This window comes from Pseudomonas sp. R9.37, assembly GCF_963878885.1.
GTDB lineage: Bacteria > Pseudomonadota > Gammaproteobacteria > Pseudomonadales > Pseudomonadaceae > Aquipseudomonas.
The window spans coordinates 1-18,125 of sequence record NZ_CAWNZA010000006.1 but is presented as its reverse complement, the minus strand read 5'-3'; the positions used below and the strand labels follow the sequence as shown (position 1 = coordinate 18,125).

The window sequence follows — 18,125 nt, the reverse complement described above, 5'->3', positions numbered from 1 at the left end:
CATGCTCGGGTCCGCCGTCTGGCTGACGCTTGCGACCCTGCTGGGCCTGTGCCTGGGGTTCGCCCGCGAGTGGCTGCTGGTGGCCGCCTGGGGCGCGGGCGAGCGCAGTGATGCGTTCCTGATCGCGCTGTTTTTGCCGGAGGCGTTGCGCATGTCGTTGGCCGGTGGCGTATTGAGCGCCGCCGCGCTGCCGCTGTACCTGCAACGCAAGGACGACGAGCGCCTGGATTGGCTGACGGTGCTGTTTCCGGCCCTGATGCTGATTGCGTTGGTCACCAGCCTGCTGCTGACGCTGCTGGCGCCGTGGCTGGTGCAGTTGCTCGGCCCGGGGCTGGCGGCCAGCGCCACGGCACTGGCGGCCAGCAACCTGCAGATCGTTGCCTGGTGCGTGCCGGGTTTGATGTTGCATGCGCTGTTCAGTATTCCGTTACAGGCCAGCGAACGTTTTGTGCTGGCGGGGCTGGGTTCGCTGCTGTTCAACCTGCCGCCGGTGACCTACCTCGCCGTGGCGGGCACGGCCACCCAACCCCATTCTCTGGCGCTCGCCTGCCTGGCCGGCAGCCTGTTGATGCCGTTGGCGTTGCTGCCCTCGATCTGGCGCCAGGGCTGGCGGCCGTGGCGCTGGCAACTGAGCTTTACGCCGCTGCGCGAACTGGGCCAGCGCATCGGTCCACTGCTGTTGAGCAATGGCGCCAGCCAGGGGTTGGCGCTGATCGAGCGACTGGTGGCGTCGCTGCTCGGCGAAGGGGCGGTGACCTGGGTCAACCTCGCCCGCAAGCTGATGAACCTGCCGTTGATTGCGCTGATGAGCCTCAACCAGGTGCTGCTGGGCATGATGAGCCGGCGCCAGGGCGATGAGCGCCTGGCGCTGCTCAAGCGCGGCCTGGAGACGGCCAGCGTGCTGACACTGCCGGCAGGCGTCGGCCTGGTGGCCGCAGCCCCCAGCCTGGTGGCGTTGCTGCTGCCCAAGCAATCGGCGGATTCGCCACTGCCGTTGCTGCTGGCGTGGTTTGCCGTGCCGCTGGTGTTCGGTGCCTGGAACGCACTGCTCGCACGCTATGCCTACGCGGCCGGCGACACGCGCCAGCCGTTGCGTTGTGAATTGCTCGGCAGCCTGGTCAATGTGCTGCTGCTGGGCGCCCTGCCCTTTGTGTTTGGCCTGGCGGGTATACCGCTGGCCGCGCTGGCCGGAGTGATCTGCACGGCCTTGCTGTTGATGCAGCGCCAGGGTTTGCTCGACGCCCTGGCGTGGGCGCGGCATTGGCTGCTCAGTGCGGTGGCGATGGGCGTGGCGGCGTGGGTGTTGTTTCCAATTCAAGGCGTATGGCTGCAGTTGGGGCTCAGTACCCTGGCGGGCATGGTGATGTTGCTGGGCATGGGGCTGTGGCTGAAGCCGTGGCGCAAGGCGTGAATGACCGATCGGGAATAGTCAGATGAAGCATCGTTGGATTCAGATGGATATCGCCAAGGGCATCGGCATCCTGGTGATCGTGTTTGCCCACAGTTGGTTCGTCGCCACCTCGCCGGACCTGCTGTATCCGATCCTCGCTTCGTTCATCCTGCCGTTGTTCTTTTTCCTGTCCGGCGTGTTCTTCAAACCCGAGCAACCGTTCGTGGAGATGGCGGTGCGCAAGGCTGACGGGCTGCTCAAGCCGTTTTTCTTCACCATGCTGGTGTACGTCATCGTGCGCGCCCTGCTGCGCGGCCAGCCGCTGCTGCCGGATATTGGCGGCGTGCTGTATGCCTCGGTGGACACCATTCCGTGGCAGGCCATGTGGTTTCTGCCGCACTTTTGGGTGGCGATTCTGTTCAGTTGGGTGATGCTGCGGTTGATCCAGCGCCTGAAGCTGTCGTTGTGGGTGACCTGCGTGCTGATCACGGCGCAGCTGCTTCTCGGAATTTGGCTGCTGCCAGTGTTCTGGCAATTGCCGGTGACGCTCGGCGGCCACAACTGGGTGCTGCCGGGGCTGCCGTTCAGCCTGGATATCACCTTGATCAGCAGCACCTACTTCATCGCCGGCTACCTGGCACGCGATTGGTTGCGTACACATTCGGGATCGTGGCTGACATGCCTGGTCTCAATCCTGTTATTTGCCGCGGTGTTCATTGCTACCTGGGACACTATGGACCTGGCGCAACGTCGCTACGACAGCTGGCTGTGGACCAGCGTGCTGGCGGTGATCGGCGTGTACGCATGCTGGGCACTGGCGCGGGTAATGATGGTGTCGGCACCGCTGACCCGGGCGATGACCTATATCGGTCAGTCGACCCTGATCCTGTTGATCTTCCACGGCGAAATCCAGCACAAGACTGTCGACCTGCTCGAACGCCTGGGCCTGCATTCGTTTCTGGCGGCGTGTGTGGGCCTGGTGGTGGCGGTGGTGGTGCCGTTGATGATCGGGGAAGTGATCAAGCGGGTGGCGTTCCTGCGGTTTTTCTACTTTCCGTTTCCGGTGCGCAAAGCCGTCAAACCTTCAGAAAACCATTAAACCCCTGTGGCAGGGGGGTTGCTCGCGATAGCGGTGGGTCATTCAAAGGTGTTTTGACTGACATTCCGTCATCGCGGGCAAGCCCGCTCCCACAGGGGTTATGTAGGTTCAATCATCAAGCTGTGGCGCGGCGGCCTTGCTGCCGGCTTTTGCGGGCTTGGCCGCTTTTGCGCCTTTGGCGGGCGCGGCGGGTTCTGGCTCGGCAGGCGCGGCGAGTTCTTTTTCAGCCATGGGCATCTGGTCGATGGCGCTGAAGAATTCCTTCAGGTCGAGGGTATCCGGTGGCACGGTTTTTTCGAGTTTCTTCTCGCCGTCCTTGCCGACCAAAATCACTTTGGTGCCACTGCCGGCGCCTAGCTTGAGGGCACGGATCAGCGCGTTGGTTTCAGGCGGCGTGAGTTTTTTGTTGTCCTTGGCGTCCTTGGCAAACTTCTCGCCTTCGGCACCGATGCTGCCGAACTTCACGGTGTAGAACACCATGCTGCGCTCTTCAAAGGACTGCTTGTTGGCAGGCTCATCCAGCTGTTTTTTCAGGTTCGCCAATGCTTCGTTACCGGAGTCAAGTTCCACCACCACCAGCGGACGCGACTTGCCCAAGTCCTGCTTGAGCGGGTTGATATCATCCGCGGCCAACAGCGGCCCCGTAAAAGCCATCAAGGTAGCCAGGGTCAGCGACCGGATGAGCATGCGCACCTCCTTTGAATTCCATGCAGGGTTCTTGAGTTTCATGTCTGCGACAGTCAATTTCAAGGATGATTCCTACACCTCGTTAAGAAGCGTAGGTCAGGAAGCCTGCTACGCAAGGGGTTGGGCGCGCGCCACGGTGATTGTTTCTTCTGATTGCGGAAACATCAAGAGACGCCCCATTCCGGCCAATGCCGCGCAAACACGGGCGCCACGACAGGGTCGGCATCCACCTGCGCCAACGCCTGGGCAAAGCTGGGCGCCAGGTTGCTCAACACCTCGCGCGCCGCGTCCCAACGCGACACGGCTGCAGCCATGATGCCCAGTGCATTCGGCACCTGATTGGGGGCGAACAGCTGGTCGGCGAACTGCTGGGCGAACACCACCCACGCATGGTGCAGATAGCGCCGCGTGCCGGTGGTCAATTGCGTCTGCGCCGCTTCATCCGCGTTGCCCAGCCAGCGTTGCGGGTAGTCAATGATGCCGATGGCCGAGTAGCAATTGGCAGCGATGTACACCAGGCCGCGCAGGATCTGTGCGCGGTTGCCGGCAAGCAGGTCCGAGGCGGGAAATTCCAGGCCCAGGTGGATCAGGATGGCGGCGCTTTCGGTCAGCACCTGCCCATCGGGCGTGACCAGCGTGGGGATTTGTTTGAGCGGGTTGATGCGCGCGAGGGCTTCACTGCCCTCGCCATCTGCCCAGGAACTGGCGTCGATGCGACGCCACGGCACCGCGCAACGTTGCAGGGCAATTTCGATCATGCAGGAGCCGGATTCATCAATGCCGTAAAGCGTGTACATGGGCGTTTCCTCCTTAGCGCAGCAATTTGGCCTGCAAGTTGGCCTTCACCTGCGGCCATTCCGAATCGATGATGCTAAAGCGCACCGAGTTGCGCTTGCGCCCGTCGGGCATGATGCGTTCGTGGCGCACGATACCTTCTTGTACGGCGCCGAGGCGCAGGATCGCGGCACGGGATTTTTCGTTGAGTTCGTCGGTGGTGAATTGCACACGCACGCAGTCGAGGACTTCGAAGGCGTAGGTCAGCAGCAACAGTTTGGCTTCGGTGTTGATCGCAGATTTTTGCGTCGATTGCGCCAACCAGGTGTGGCCGATTTCCAGTTTGCGATTGGCCCGGTCGACCTTCCAGAATCGTGTGCTGCCGACCACTTCACCCGTGCTTTTGCGCACGATGGTGAAAGGAATCACACTGCCCGCATTGCGCCCGGCCAAGGCGGTGTCGATGTACGTCTCGACGGTGTCCGGGCCGGGCACGTTAGTGACTTTCAGGTTCCACAGCTCGCCGTCGGCGGCGGCGTCGAGCAAGGCACTCGCGTGCTCTCGCTGCAAGGGTTGGAGTTCGACGTGAGTGCCGGTCAAGGTGATCTGGGTCATGAAAAGCTTCGCCGTCTGCGGGTGGTCGTCAGAGGCCAAGAGTGCAGGCTCTGATCCCATCCAGGCAAGCGTTTTAGAACAGGCCCATCTGCCCGCCGACCAGGGTGCCAAAATCATCGTTCACGAACGGCAGAATCGCGTCGGCCACCGGCTGCAATTGCCGCGTGACGTAGTGGTCGTAGTCGATTGGCGCCTGCCGCACTTCGAGCGGTTCCGGGCCGTTGACGCTGATCACGTAGCTGATCCAACCGCCGCGCTGGTACTGGCGCGGGCGGCCCAGGCGGTCGTTGTATTCATCTGCCAGGCGGGCGGCGCGCACATGCGGGGGGACGTTGCGCTCGTAGTCGTCCAACTGGCGGCGCAGCCGTTTGCGGTAGATCAGCAGGTCGTCGAGTTCGCCGCTCAGGGTACGGCGCACGTACTCACGCACGTAGTCCTGATGGGGCTGGCGGTGGAAGATGCGCTGGTAAAGCTCCTGCTGAAATTGCCGGGCCAGCGGTGACCAGTCGCTGCGCACGGTTTCGAGGCCTTTGTAGACCATGTCTTCGCGGCCATCGGCGTGCACGACCAGGCCGGCGTAACGCTTTTTACTGCCCTCCTCCGCGCCGCGGATGGTCGGCATGAGGAAGCGGCTGAAGTGGGTTTCGTATTGCAGTTCCAAGACGCTTTGCAGGCCGTATTCGCTGTGCAAATGCGCACGCCACCAGTCGTTGACGTGCTGCACCAATTGCCGACCGATGCGGCTGGCGTCGTCCGCAGAATGCGCGCTGCCGAGCCAGACGAAGGTGGAGTCGGTGTCGCCGTAGATCACTTCATAGCCCTTGGCCTCAACCAGTTCGCGGGTCTGGCGCATGATCTGGTGCCCGCGCATCGTGATCGAGGACGCCAGGCGCGTGTCGAAGAAGCGGCACCCGCTGGAGCCGAGCACACCGTAGAAGGCGTTCATGATGATTTTCAGCGCCTGGGACAGCGGCGCGTTGTGCTCGCGTTTGGCCGCTTCACGGCCTTCGGAGACACGCGTGACGATGGCGGGCAGGCAGTGCCGGGTACGCGAGAACCGCGCGCCGCGAAAGCCTTCCACCGACTCGCTCGCTTCGGGGTGCTTGAGGCCTTCGATCAGGCCCACCGGGTCAATGAGAAAGCTGCGGATGATCGACGGGTAAAGGCTTTTGTAGTCGAGCACCAACACCGACTCATACAGGCCGGGACGCGAGTCCATGACAAAACCGCCGGGGCTGGCCTGTGGTGGCTTGTCGCCCAGGTTCGGCGCGACGAAGCCCTGGCGGTGCATCAGCGGCATGTACAGGTGGGTAAACGCGGCGACCGAACCGCCGTTGCGGTCGGCCGGCAGTCCGGTGACGCTGGCCCGCTCCAGCAGGAACTTGAGCAACTCGGTCTTCTCGAAAATGCGCGTGACCAGCTCGCAGTCCTTGAGGTTGTAGCGCGCAAGCGCTGGCTTGTCCTCGGCGAACATGCGGTTGATTTCGTCCATGCGCTGGTACGGCGTGGAGATGTCCTTGCCTTCGCCGAGCAGGGTTTGCGCGACGTTTTCCAGGCTGAAGGATTCAAAGCTCCAGGTAGCCGAACGCAGGGCTTCAATGCCGTCGATAATCAACCGCCCCGCTGCCGCCGCGAAGTAGTGATTGCGGCTGCCGTGTTCGCGCCAGGCCATGGCTTCGCCGCCACGACCAAGCAGCAGCGGCACGTTGAGGCGCTGGGCATGTTCGTGGAGCACGCGCAGGTCGAACTGCACCACGTTCCAGCCGATGATCGCATCGGGGTCGTGGGTGGCGAGCCATTGGTTGAGGCGCTCGAGCAGTTGCGCGCGGGTGTCGCAATAGTCGAGCTTGAAGTCCACCGCGTCGGTTTTATTCGGCGGGCCGAGCATGTACACCTGGCGCTCGCCGCAGCCTTCGAGGGCGATGGAATAAAGATCGCCCTGGGCAGTGGTCTCGATGTCCAGGGACACCAGTTTCAGCGGCGGGCGGTAGTCGGGGTCGGGTTTCATCTGCGCGTCGATCAGCACGTCGTTGGCGTCTGGTGTGCCGCCGAACCACACGGGAGCGGTGATGAAGCGCTCCATCATGTAGCGCTCGGGCGGGCGAACGTCGCCTTCGTAGACATCGACACCGGCGGCGCGCAGGCGTTTTTCCAGGTCCATCAGCTGGCGGTGTTGGCGCGTGTAGAGGCCCAACACCGGGCGGTGATGGAAATCACACAGCTGCAGCGGGCGCAGTTCGATATCGCGCTCGCCCTTGAGCAACCAATCGAGCTGTTTGCGATAGGCCTCGGGGATAAACATCACCGAGGTTTGCATGGGTAGGCGCACGCACCGCGGGCCTTGGTCGGTGGCCAGCCAGAAACTGACCTCCGTACCCGCCGCCGTGTCGCGCCAATGCCGGGTCAGGACAAAACCCTGCTGTAAATCCACCGTGCCGCACCTCAGGAATCGCTTTCAGGGCGTGATTCTACTCGGCATCCGCGTAAACGCGGCACGTTAACGCGCACGCAGACCGTAATCTCATAAATTTGTTGCAGAACATTAATAACAATCACTATCATTCGCACCGGAGTCGTATCCGCGCAGCGAGGACGCGCAACGTTGTTGCCCTTTTCCTCACATTGACGGTTCGCCGTCAGGATCGACCATGCCCTCCCGTACCCGACTTCGTGTGCCGTTTCGCCCTACCCTGCTCGCCCTTTGCTGCTCCGCGAGCCTTGCTGCTCATGCTGCAACCCCAGTCACCCCGCAAGATGCGAATAACCATCAGGACGGCAACACACTGGAACTGGGTGCCACCAACATCAACGCCGACGCGCCCGCGCCAAACGCGTTACCGCCGGTTTACACCGGTGGCCAGGTTGCACGCGGCGGGCAACTGGGTGTGCTGGGTAACCAGGACATCATGGACGTGCCATTCAGCATGTCCTCCTACACCGAGAAATTGATTCGCGACCAGCAGGCGCAAACCGTTGGCGATGTGCTGCTCAACGACTCGTCGGTGCGTCAGGCATCGGGCTACGCGAACCAAGCCCAGGCCTTTGTGATTCGCGGCCTGCCGCTCAATGGCGACGACATTTCCTTCAACGGTTTGTACGGCATCCTGCCGCGCCAGATCATGTCCACCGACGCCCTGGAACGGGTTGAAGTGTTCAAGGGGCCCAACGCGTTCATCAACGGTGTAACGCCCGGCGGCTCCGGCATTGGCGGTGGCGTGAACCTGCAGCCCAAGCGTGCCGAAGATGTACCGTTGCGCCGTTTCAGCACCGACATCAGCAGTGATGGCCGAGTGGGTGAACACCTCGATATCGGCCAGCGCTTTGGCGAGGACAACCGCTTTGGTGCGCGGGTAAACCTGTCCCAGCGTGAAGGCGATACGGCCGTTGACGACGAAAACCAGCGCTCGAAGCTGTTCTCGGTCGGCCTGGATTACCGCGGTGATGCGTTGCGCCTGTCGGGTGACTTTGTTTATCAGAAGCAGCAAGTGAACGGCGGGCGCAATACGGTGTTGCTCGGCAGTGGCCTGACCCACATCCCCAACGCCCCGTCTGCCGACACCAACTACGCGCCGAACTGGGGCACCACCAGCCTCGAAGACACGTTCGGCATGTTGCGGGGCGAGTACGACCTCAACGACAACTGGACCGCCTACATTGCCGGCGGTGCCAAGCACACCAACGAACTGGGGCGCTACTCGTCGGTCACCCTGAACGACGCGTTGGGGAATGCCACGGTCAGCGGCTCGAACATCGCGCACCAGGAAGACAACACCAGCCTGATGGCCGGCCTGAACGGCAAGTTCCAGACCGGCGCTGTCAGCCACAAGTTGAACCTGGGCCTGACCGGCATCTGGACCCAGACCCGCAACGCCTTCGACTTTGCCGCCGGCAGCCAGCCAACCAATATCTACAATCCGGCCGACGTGTCTGCACCGGCCAAAGGCGGTTTCACCTCCGGCAGCGACCTGAACGACCCAGGCATCACCGCCAAGACCTTCGCCCGCAGCGCAGCGGTGTCGGACACCTTCGGCTTTATGGATGACCGCCTGCTGTTCACGGCAGGTCTGCGCCGCCAGGAACTGGTGGTTCAAGGCTATGCGTACGGCACCGGCACGCGCACTGCCAATTACGCCAAGGGCATCACCACGCCGGTGTATGGCTTGGTGTTCAAGCCCTGGGACCATGTGTCGCTGTATGCCAACCACATTGAAGGCCTGGCGTCGGGGCCGACCGCTCCGAGCACGTTCGGCAGCGCTACCAGCGTGACCAACGCCAACCAGACCTTCGCACCGGCCCGCTCGAAACAGACCGAAGCGGGCGTCAAGGTTGATATGGGCACCTACGGAGCGACACTGGGCGTGTACCGCATTGAACAGCCGACTCAAGGTTACTCCCAGCTGAATGCGGACGGCACCGCCACCTATGTCTTCCAGGGCGAGCAAGTCAACAAGGGCGTTGAGCTGAACGTCTTCGGTGAACCGGTCAGCGGCCTGCGCCTGCTGGGCGGCGCGACGATTATTCACACCGAGGTCAACGGCACGGCAAACGGCGCCAACGACGGCAACCGCGCCATTGGTGTGCCGTCGTTCCAGCTCAACGCCGGGGTGGAGTGGGATGTGCCGGGCCTGCAAGGCGTAAGCGTCAACGGCCGGATGCTGCGCACTGGCGGCCAGTACGCCGATGCAGCGAACAACCTGAGCCTGCCGGCCTGGAATCGCTTCGATGTGGGTGCGCGCTACAACTTCAAGGTGGCTCAGCGCGATGTGACGTTGGGCGCGACCGTGGAGAACGTGGCCAATACCAAGTATTGGGAATCTGCGCTGGGTGGCTATTTGACCCAGGGCGATCCGCGGGTGGCGAAGCTGTCGGCGACGGTGGATTTCTAATTTCATAAACCTACCGCCTGATTGCCAGCGCATTTGATGATTAAAATGTGCTGGCCATATCAAATGGCTATATAAGAAAATAGCGCGATTCAAGAAAAGGAATTCGCGCATGTCGTTCGTACCCCGCCGTCTCGCCCTGCATATTTCGCTGATTGTTTCCGGTGCCTGGCTCTCCGACACCAGCCACGCACAAGTCCTGATTGATAAGCCCACCACAGCAGCCCAAACCATCGGCAGTGGCTACTTTTTTGATACCAGCCTGGCAGTGACCAAAACGGGCACTATCAACAGTGCCGCAACCGCCGTCCACATACGGCAAAACCTTCCTGTCGGGCAGCGAAACGTATTCATCAGTAATGATGGCGCGATCACGGGCGGTGATAAATTCGATGCGATCAACCTTGGCTCCGGGAACACTGTACACATCGAAAATAGAGGCGTGATCTCGGGAGGTCGCCATGGTATTTCGGGCGATCAGTTCTATGCGCTGAATAACTCGGGCACCCTCATCGGACGTAACGGCGCGGGCGTCTCCATTGCCGGCGATGGCAACGTTTACAATTACGGCACAATCACCGGTGGCCAAGATGGCCAGCAGAAGAACGTCGACGGTGATGGCGTGCGGATTGGTGGCATCGCCAGCATCTACAATCCCGGTGATATTCGAGCCAACGGTGCCAGCGGCGTAGACAACAACGGTCGGGCCAATACCAGCGACGGCGTGTCGATTGGCGGTGGGTATATGTTCAACGGGGGGACCTACGACTTCGTTACCCCGCGCACCGGTTCGATAACCGGCGCCGACAACGGCCTGCTGGTCAGCGACGGTCATGACGGGCCGGCATCGGGCCCAACGGAACTGAGAAACTTCGTCGACCTGCGCGGGTTGAACGGATATGGCGCGCGATTCATCGGTGACTTCGACGATCACGTGTACAACGGCGCCCTGATCAGTGGCGGCAATGGTGTGGCCCTTGACCTGGGCGGTGGTAACGATACCTTGACGGTTCTCCGTGACGCCCGCTTTGAGGGTTTGGTTGACGGCGGGGCAGGCCATAACACAATGATTCTGGAAGGCTATAGATACTGGGGCTCGGAGCAAGAGCCCGACGGTACGATTGATGGGACGCGCAATTTCGATTCGCTGCAAGTCAATAGCGGCTACTGGGTGATCAAGGGCAACGGCGACTTCAAAGTAGGCGCGCTTGTAGCTTCTGGCGCACTTCTGAACAACCAGGGAAGTATTGCCGGCGATGTCATCGTCGATTTCGGCGCGAAATACCAAGGCCGAGGTTCGTTGAACAACCTTACCGTCAGTGGCGGGTTAATAACTGACACCGTCGTGGGTGCCCCACAGGTGAACGGCAACCTGGTCATGAACCCAGGTTCTACATTCGAGTTTGCTACCAACTCCGACGGCAGCGCTGCAACGACCCATGTCACCGGTAATGCGCGTCTCAATGGTGCCAGTTTGTGGCTTCGACCTGGCTCCTCGGGGATGAATTATCCATGGCGCAGCACTTACACGATCATTCAAGCGGGCAGTATTACGGGCACCTTCGATGAGTCCTACATGATGGGGTACGCTTTCCTGACGCCTATAATCAGCTACGATAGCAATAAGGTGAACCTTAGCTATACCCGCAACGACATTGAGTTCATCGATTATGCCCGTACCGCCAACGGTGCCCGTGCGGCGTACACCATCGAGGGAATCACCTGGAGCCACTGGAACAATTGGGACGGCTCATTTCCCTTACCCTCTTGGGAACCGAACCCGAACCCGCTGTACGACGCATTGCTGGGCACCTCCGAGGCCACCGCCAGCGCCGCCATCGAAGCGTTGGCCGGCAGCAGCAATGCCAACCTGGCCAGTGCCACACTGGCGGCCAGCGCCCAGGTCGGTACATCGATGCTGTCGGCCATGCGCCAGATGAGCAGCAGCTCAAGTTTGCTGGTCGGCCTTGATCCGTCACAAACCCCGGGGTTTGCAGCCACTGGCGTGCCCAACAACGCGCGCAACCTGAATGACCCGAACGCGCGCGGCCGCGTCTGGCTGCAAGGTATCGGCAGCTACGGCAAGCTTGACGGTCAGCACGGCACCGAGTCCTCACAGCAGCGTACGCAAGGCAGCCTGCTGGGCGTGGATTGGTCGTTGTCGCAGCTCTGGCGCCTGGGCGTATTGGGCGGTTACTCCAAGACCGACGTGGACAGCCACAACGTCGATAACGCCTTGCGCAGTTGGCACGTCGGTGCGTATGCCGTACGCCAGGATGGCCCACTCGCCCTGCGATTGGGCGCCGCGTATAGCCATCACTCAGGCAATAACAAGCGCACAATTGAGTTCGAAGGTTTCAGCGATCGCCCAAAGGGTGACTACGATGCCGACAGCCAACAAGCGTTTGCCGAAATAGGCTATGCCTTGGGCAGCGGCCGTTTCAGTGTCGAGCCATTCGTCAACCTGGGTTATCAACGCTATCACCGCGACAGTTTTGCCGAAAAAGGCGGAATAGCGTCGCTCCAAGTCGACGCACAAACGCTGGATAATTTCAGCAGCACAACGGGTATGCGCCTGGCTTATCTTAACCAGTTGGAGAATGGCGTCAGCCTGACTCCGCGAGCCAGCCTCGGCTGGCGTCACCTGTACGGCAATGTTGACAGCGATGTGCGCCAAGCCTTTCAGGTCGGAGGCGACGCGTTCAATGTTGAAGGCAGCGCGCTGGATCGCAATAGCTTGATGGTTGAAGTGGGGCTGGATGTGGGCGTGTCTGCACGGCAGAGCTTGAGCCTCGGCTACAACGGCGAACTGGGCAGCAGCAGCCGCAACCATGCACTGGTCGGGCAATGGCAGATGAGTTTCTAAAAGCCGTAAACACCCAGGTGGCCTTCAGTGAATTTGCGCATCGCTGACTCGCAACCAGACTGATGGCTTCAATGACATGGAAGTCCTATTAATGGATGTATCCTGCTCGCTGCGCCAAGAAGTGACCTTTACCGATACGCCGGCAATCACCACAACTCACGAAGGCTGACAGCGATGAACACGGGCATCATCAAGATGCCCGGTTGAGTCAGGCGCGACGCGCCTGGGCCAGATAGGTTTCGATGTTGTTCATTTGCTCATCCCAGCCCCGGGAATTCATCTTGAAGGCCTTCTGGCGTCGTGCCTCGGGCACCGCGTCAAACCCGGATTCAACCACCCGCAGTAAAATGCCTGGCGCACGGTCTTCGATGGTGAACTCCACCAAAGTAGGCGTTTCACTGTCGTAGTCGACACCCTCCTCGACCGCGTAGGGATGCCACCAGAAGGAAAACAGGGTTTGTGGCAAGACCCGTTCGATTTTGGCCTTCCATACCACATGCTCATAGCCTGGGTAGGTAATGGGGGCTTCGAGGTTTTCCCCGGCAGCAAAGGTTTTGCCCTTCAGGGCAATACCGAACCAGTTGCCGAATTGCTCGGCATCTGTGAGGGCTTCCCACACCTGTTTACGTGGAGCGTTGAGCAGGACTTTTCGTTCGATGCGATCTAATACGTGCATAAGTCACCTCCTCCATTGACAGTAGGCGACATCGACCAATGCGCAACCTTGGCGTGTGCGCGCGATGACGATGACCCCATCCTTGATCAGGTAATACGTTATGACTGACCCGTTGAATGGAAGTTGCTTCTGCAAAGCCGTGTGCTACCAATTGGACAGCCTGGACATGCCCATCAGCCACTGCCACTGCGACAGCTGCCGCAAGGTGCATGCAGCAGCGTTCGTGGCCACGGCCGGGGTGATGCGCGAACATTTCCGTTGGACGCAAGGCGAAGCGCTGCTGTCATCGCTTGAATCGTCGCCGGGCAAATTCAGGCATTTCTGCTCGCGATGTGGCTCACATCTGATGGCGGAGCGTAAGCATCAGCCCCACGTGATTGTGCGAGTGGCGACGCTGGATGATGATCCGGGCGTGCGGCCCACCTCGCACATCTGGACGGCCCATGATGTGCCCTGGCTCGCCTATCAAGGTGTAGAGCACTGGGACGAGTGGAAGGTCTGAGTCAAACGTGCGGGTCACCCGGGGCTTTGGCCGGCGTCGCGTATTGCGGCTTGAGGTGGCCTTCCTGGTCGAGCAGCCAGGCATCCATGATTTGACGCACCACAGGGCCCGCCACACGGCCGCCGGCTTCACCGTTTTCGATCATTACCGAGATCACGATTTTCGGGTGTTCGGCCGGCGCGAAGCCGACAAACAAAGCGTTATCGCGATGGCGTTCCAGGGTCTTGTTGCGGTTGTAACGCTCGCCCTGTTTAATCGCGACCACCTGCGCGGTACCACTCTTGCCGGCGATGCGATACTGGGCGCCGACTGCCGCAGCCCGGGCGATACCGCGCGGGTCGTGCATCACCAGTTGCATGCCATGGTTGACCTGTTCCCAATCACGCGGGTCCTTGAGGACCACGTTGGGCATCGGGTTCTCATCCACCGGCGGCACGCCATTGATGGTCTTGGCCAGATGCGGCCGGTTCCATACGCCTTTGTTGGCAATCAATGCAGTGGCCTGGGCCAGCTGCAATGGCGTGACTTGCATATAGCCCTGGCCGATGCCGAGAATCACCGTTTCACCCGGGAACCACGGCTGGCGTCGTGTCGCACGTTTCCAGGCCTGGGAAGGCATCAGGCCGGCTGACTCTTCGAACATGTCGAGAGAGACTTTCTGGCCCAGCCCGAATTCGGCCAAATAATCGTGCAGACGGTCGATGCCCAGCTTGTGGGCAAGGTCGTAAAAGTAGGTGTCGTTAGAGCGCATGATCGCCGCGTCCATGTCCACCCAGCCGTCGCCGCTGTGGTTCCAGTTGCGGTATTTGTGGTCAAAGTCGGGCAACTGGTAGTAACCAGGGTCGAACACGCGGGTTTGTGCGGTAACCACACCACTGTCGAGACCGGCGATGGCCACTTCCGGTTTGATGGTCGAACCGGGCGCATAAAGCCCGCGCAGCACACGGTTGAACAGCGGCCGGTCGATGGAATCGTGCAGCGCCGCGTATTCCTTGAAGCTGATACCGGTCACGAACAGATTAGGGTCAAAGCTCGGCTTGCTGACCATCGCCAGTACTTCGCCCGTTTGCGGATCGAGGGCGACAACCGAACCACGGCGATCGCCCAAGGCTTCTTCTGCCGCTTCCTGAAGTTTGACGTCGAGGCTCAGAACGATGTTTTTGCCGGGGATCGGGTCGGTGTGCTTGAGCACGCGCAGTACGCGGCCCTGCGCATTGGTCTCGACCTCTTCATAGCCGACATGGCCGTGCAATTCGGACTCGTAGAACCGCTCGATACCGGTCTTGCCGATGGACTGCGTACCTCGGTACTCCACCGAATCAAGGGCCTTGGATTCTTTTTCATTGATTCGGCCAACGTAACCAATCGAGTGAGCAAAATGCGCGCCCAGCGGGTAATGACGGACAAATTGCGGCTCGACGTCCACGCCAGGCAAACGGAATTCGTTAACGGCCAGTACGGCGATCTGTTCTTCAGTCAATTCGTAAAACAGCGTCACGGGCACAAAAGGATGACGAGCCTGCTTCAGCGCCTTGTCGAACACCGCACGGTCTTCGGCGGGCAGGTGCAGCAGGTTGACGATGGCATCCAGCTCACCCTTGAGGTCGGTTGTGCGTTCACGGGTAATCGTCAGGTTGTAGCTGGGACGGTTGTCGGCCAAAACCACGCCGTTGCGGTCATAGATCAACCCGCGCGTGGGCGTAATCGGCAGTACATGGACCCGGTTGTTTTCGGAAATCGTGGAGTGGTAGTCGTACTGCACCACTTGCAGGAAATACATGCGGCCCACCAGGGCGCAGGTGATGCCGATGACCAATAACGCACAGGCAAGCAGGCGCTTGTTGACCAGACGGTTTTCTTTTTCGTGATCCTTGATCGGTATCGGTTCAGGCATTTCTACAGCATCTCGTTGAAGAAGGTCGACGCCGCGTCCTGCGGATGAAAAATCAATCCTTGTGAAAATGTGCTGCACCATACCAAAAATGCAGAAACACTTTGCATCGATTTCCCCAACGGCATGCTGTTTTGTCAGGAGAGCACGGATTTAGGCTCCAGAAAGGCCTCCAATCCGAAGGTGCCGTACTCGCGACCTATACCTGATTGTTTGAAGCCGCCAAAGGGTGCACGCGGCTCGTGGGCCAGGGTATTGATCAACACGCGACCGGCGTCGATACGGGAGGCCAGTGCGTGCGCCCTTTGCAGGTCTGAGGACAGAATGTAAGCCTGGAGGCCGTAGGGCGTATCGTTGGCGATTATCAGCGCTTGCTCCTCGTCATCGTAGGGGATGATCGACAGAACAGGCCCGAAGATCTCCTCACGAGCGATGGTCATCTGGTTGGTAACGCGACTGAAGACGGTGGGCCTGATGAACCAGCCGGCGTCGATGCCATCAGGCAAGCCGGGGCCACCCGCCAATAGGTAAGCGCCCTCCTCGATGCCGATCTGAATATATCGCTGCACCCGCTGCCACTGCTTGAAGCTGACCATAGGACCGATGCTGGTGGCAGGATCATTAGGGTCGCCGGCCCGGATACCGGCGACTTGCTCGGCTACCAGCGCTTCTACTTCAGCCAAGCGTTGGGCGGGGACAAGCATGCGGGTGCCGGCAATGCACGCCTGGCCGCTGTTCATGAACCCGGCCTGAAGCGCCATCGGTAGAGCCGTTTTCAAGTCCGCATCTTCGAGGATCAATACCGGCGACTTCCCGCCTAATTCCAGCGTGATGCGCTTGAGCGTTTCAGCGCCTGCGCGCAGGATCTGTTTGCCTACAGCGGTAGAGCCGGTGAATGAGACTTTGGCAATATCCGGATGTGTACTCAATACAGCACCGACGGTTTCACCACGGCCGGTGACAATGTTGAACACTCCAGGCGGCAGGCCCACCTCATGAAGGGCGCGTGTAACGATTGAGGTCTGGCTGGCGCTCATTTCACTCGGCTTGATCACGGCAGTGCAGCCAGCAGCCAATGCAGCAGCGAGTTTGCCGCAGATGAAGCCGGCGTTGCTGTTCCAGGGCGTTATCAGTGCGGCCACACCGATGGGCTGCATCGTCACCTCTGCGATACCCAAATGCTGGGTGAAATCGTAGTCCTCCAGCACGGTCGCGGCGTCAAGCAAGACGCTGGCGGCATGCTTGGCCATCCACGATGCACGGGATACCGGGGCGCCATATTCTTCGATGATTGCCTCGGTCAGCTCTGCTTCTACGCAAACAATGGCGGCGTGCATGCGCTTGAGATAGTCGACACGCACGGCTTTTGTGGTGCGCGAAAACTCGGAGAACGCCTGCTTTGCCGCGCTGACAGCATTCATAGCGTCGTGTTCGTCTGCCAGGCGAACCTGACCAATACGTTGGGCATTGGCGGGGTTGAACAGGTCAAAAAGCTCTTCACCGTGAGGCGTTACAAATTGGCCATTAATATAGATCTGGTGGATCTGATGCATGGGACCTCCGAAGTCACCGAATTGGTATGCCTCACGGTAAGCCACTATCATTGACCTGATAATCCGTATAAATCGGCATGACTTGATGAGCAACTCAGGACAATGAACACCTCAGGATTGAACGAATTGGAGGCGGTGCTGGCAGTCGCCCGGCATCGCAGCTTTCGCGCAGCGGCGACGGAACTGAATGTTTCGACATCGGCGCTGAGCCATTCAATCGCTGCACTTGAGGCACGGATGGGCGTTCGCTTGTTCAACCGTACGACACGCAGCGTGTCACTGTCGGAAATCGGTGCGGAGTTTGTCAGCACCATTACGCCAGCCCTTTCGACTATTCGCGTGGCGCTTGAACAAGCGGGAAATAGCCAGTCGGCACCGAGTGGCACCTTGCGGCTTAATACCTCAGCAGGCGCCGCCAAGCAGGTGATGCCGTTATTGCTGGAGTACATGCGGCGCTATCCGCAGATGAAGCTGGATATCGTCACTGAAGGTCGACTGGTCGACATTGTGGCTCAAGGGTTCGATGCAGGTATCCGTCTTGGCGACAGCGTTCCACAAGACATGATCGCCGTCGATATCAGCCCACCTCAGCGATTTGCCGTACTGGGCAGCCCAGCCTATTTTGCCAGCCACCCTACCCCTTTAAGTCCGCTGGACCTGAGCGCCCATGAATGCATTCGCAGCCGCATGCCGAGCGGCTCGATCTATCGCTGGGAGTTTGAGCGTCACGGCGAGTCCATTGCCGTAGATGTAAACGGTGCGTTGACGCTGGACAATCCGACATTAATGCTTCAAGCAGCCAGAGCGGGGATGGGATTGACCTATTTGACAGAGTGGAATGCTGCTGCAGACCTGGCTGCGGGGGCGCTGATACGCGTGCTTGAAGAGTGGACACCAACGTTCGACTCGTTGCATCTCTACTACCCTGGAAGGCGGCATGTACCGGCCGGGTTGAGGGCGCTGATTGAGCTGATCAAGGAGCGAGGGTTCTGATACACAAGTTCTGTATCAGCTAGCACGCGTTATGGTCGACGCCCATTGGCAGCACGCTTGCACTTGTTCTTTTCGACCGCCCAAAACAAAGCCCCTGTTTGCGTTAGCAAACAGGGGCTTTGGAATTTAATCTTGACGATGACCTACTCTCACATGGGGAAACCCCACACTACCATCGGCGATGCATCGTTTCACT

The 18,125-nt window shown here is 60.1% G+C and carries 13 protein-coding genes; 6 read left to right on the top strand and 7 right to left on the bottom strand.

Features of this window, described 5'->3' with window-relative positions; translation table 11 throughout:
• Position 1: 1 nt before the first annotated feature.
• On the top strand, positions 2-1,411 hold the full coding sequence (gene murJ / locus AACU78_RS04540) for a murein biosynthesis integral membrane protein MurJ (protein WP_106580033.1): 1,410 nt from the start codon (positions 2-4) through the stop codon (positions 1,409-1,411).
• 22 nt (positions 1,412-1,433) lie between these two features.
• On the top strand, positions 1,434-2,489 hold the full coding sequence (locus AACU78_RS04535; protein ID WP_106580032.1) for an acyltransferase family protein: 1,056 nt from the start codon (positions 1,434-1,436) through the stop codon (positions 2,487-2,489).
• Positions 2,490-2,597: 108 nt separating this feature from the next.
• On the opposite strand, the gene AACU78_RS04530 is transcribed toward AACU78_RS04535, so the two are convergent.
• The 4 genes from AACU78_RS04530 to AACU78_RS04515 form a co-directional block, all read right to left on the bottom strand.
• A complete protein-coding gene (locus tag AACU78_RS04530) occupies positions 2,598-3,176 on the bottom strand; it encodes a DUF4174 domain-containing protein (RefSeq protein ID WP_106580031.1) in 579 nt (192 codons plus the stop codon).
• A gap of 164 nt (positions 3,177-3,340) precedes the next feature.
• A complete protein-coding gene (locus AACU78_RS04525; RefSeq protein ID WP_106580030.1) occupies positions 3,341-3,973 on the bottom strand; it encodes a glutathione S-transferase N-terminal domain-containing protein in 633 nt (210 codons plus the stop codon).
• A gap of 13 nt (positions 3,974-3,986) precedes the next feature.
• Entirely contained in the window at positions 3,987-4,565 is a 579-nt protein-coding gene (locus AACU78_RS04520; protein ID WP_106580029.1) for a GNAT family N-acetyltransferase, read from the bottom strand.
• A 73-nt stretch (positions 4,566-4,638) separates the two neighbouring features.
• Positions 4,639-6,996, bottom strand: a complete 2,358-nt coding sequence (locus tag AACU78_RS04515; RefSeq protein ID WP_106580028.1) for a DNA polymerase II — start codon at positions 6,994-6,996, stop codon at positions 4,639-4,641.
• A 217-nt stretch (positions 6,997-7,213) separates the two neighbouring features.
• Here AACU78_RS04515 and AACU78_RS04510 point away from each other — a divergent pair, with 217 nt between their 5' ends.
• Both AACU78_RS04510 and AACU78_RS04505 read left to right on the top strand, forming a co-directional pair.
• A complete protein-coding gene (locus tag AACU78_RS04510; protein ID WP_106580027.1) occupies positions 7,214-9,451 on the top strand; it encodes a TonB-dependent receptor in 2,238 nt (745 codons plus the stop codon).
• A gap of 109 nt (positions 9,452-9,560) precedes the next feature.
• The gene (locus AACU78_RS04505) at positions 9,561-12,314 is read left to right on the top strand and encodes an autotransporter family protein (RefSeq protein ID WP_106580026.1); all 2,754 of its coding nucleotides are present in this window, start codon (positions 9,561-9,563) and stop codon (positions 12,312-12,314) included.
• Between the two features lie 208 nt (positions 12,315-12,522).
• On the opposite strand, the gene AACU78_RS04500 is transcribed toward AACU78_RS04505, so the two are convergent.
• The gene (locus AACU78_RS04500) at positions 12,523-12,990 is read right to left on the bottom strand and encodes an SRPBCC family protein (protein ID WP_106580025.1); all 468 of its coding nucleotides are present in this window, start codon (positions 12,988-12,990) and stop codon (positions 12,523-12,525) included.
• 100 nt (positions 12,991-13,090) lie between these two features.
• Here AACU78_RS04500 and AACU78_RS04495 point away from each other — a divergent pair, with 100 nt between their 5' ends.
• Positions 13,091-13,492 (top strand): GFA family protein, encoded by a 402-nt coding sequence (locus tag AACU78_RS04495; protein ID WP_106580024.1) that lies wholly within the window; start codon positions 13,091-13,093, stop codon positions 13,490-13,492.
• A gap of 1 nt (position 13,493) precedes the next feature.
• On the opposite strand, the gene mrdA is transcribed toward AACU78_RS04495, so the two are convergent.
• Positions 13,494-15,386, bottom strand: a complete 1,893-nt coding sequence (mrdA, locus tag AACU78_RS04490) for a penicillin-binding protein 2 (RefSeq protein WP_106580023.1) — start codon at positions 15,384-15,386, stop codon at positions 13,494-13,496.
• Between the two features lie 134 nt (positions 15,387-15,520).
• Positions 15,521-16,936 (bottom strand): aldehyde dehydrogenase family protein, encoded by a 1,416-nt coding sequence (locus tag AACU78_RS04485; RefSeq protein WP_106580022.1) that lies wholly within the window; start codon positions 16,934-16,936, stop codon positions 15,521-15,523.
• Between the two features lie 102 nt (positions 16,937-17,038).
• Between AACU78_RS04485 and AACU78_RS04480 the strand changes: the two genes are divergently transcribed.
• Entirely contained in the window at positions 17,039-17,929 is an 891-nt protein-coding gene (locus AACU78_RS04480; protein WP_106580021.1) for a LysR family transcriptional regulator, read from the top strand.
• Positions 17,930-18,125 lie beyond the last annotated feature (196 nt).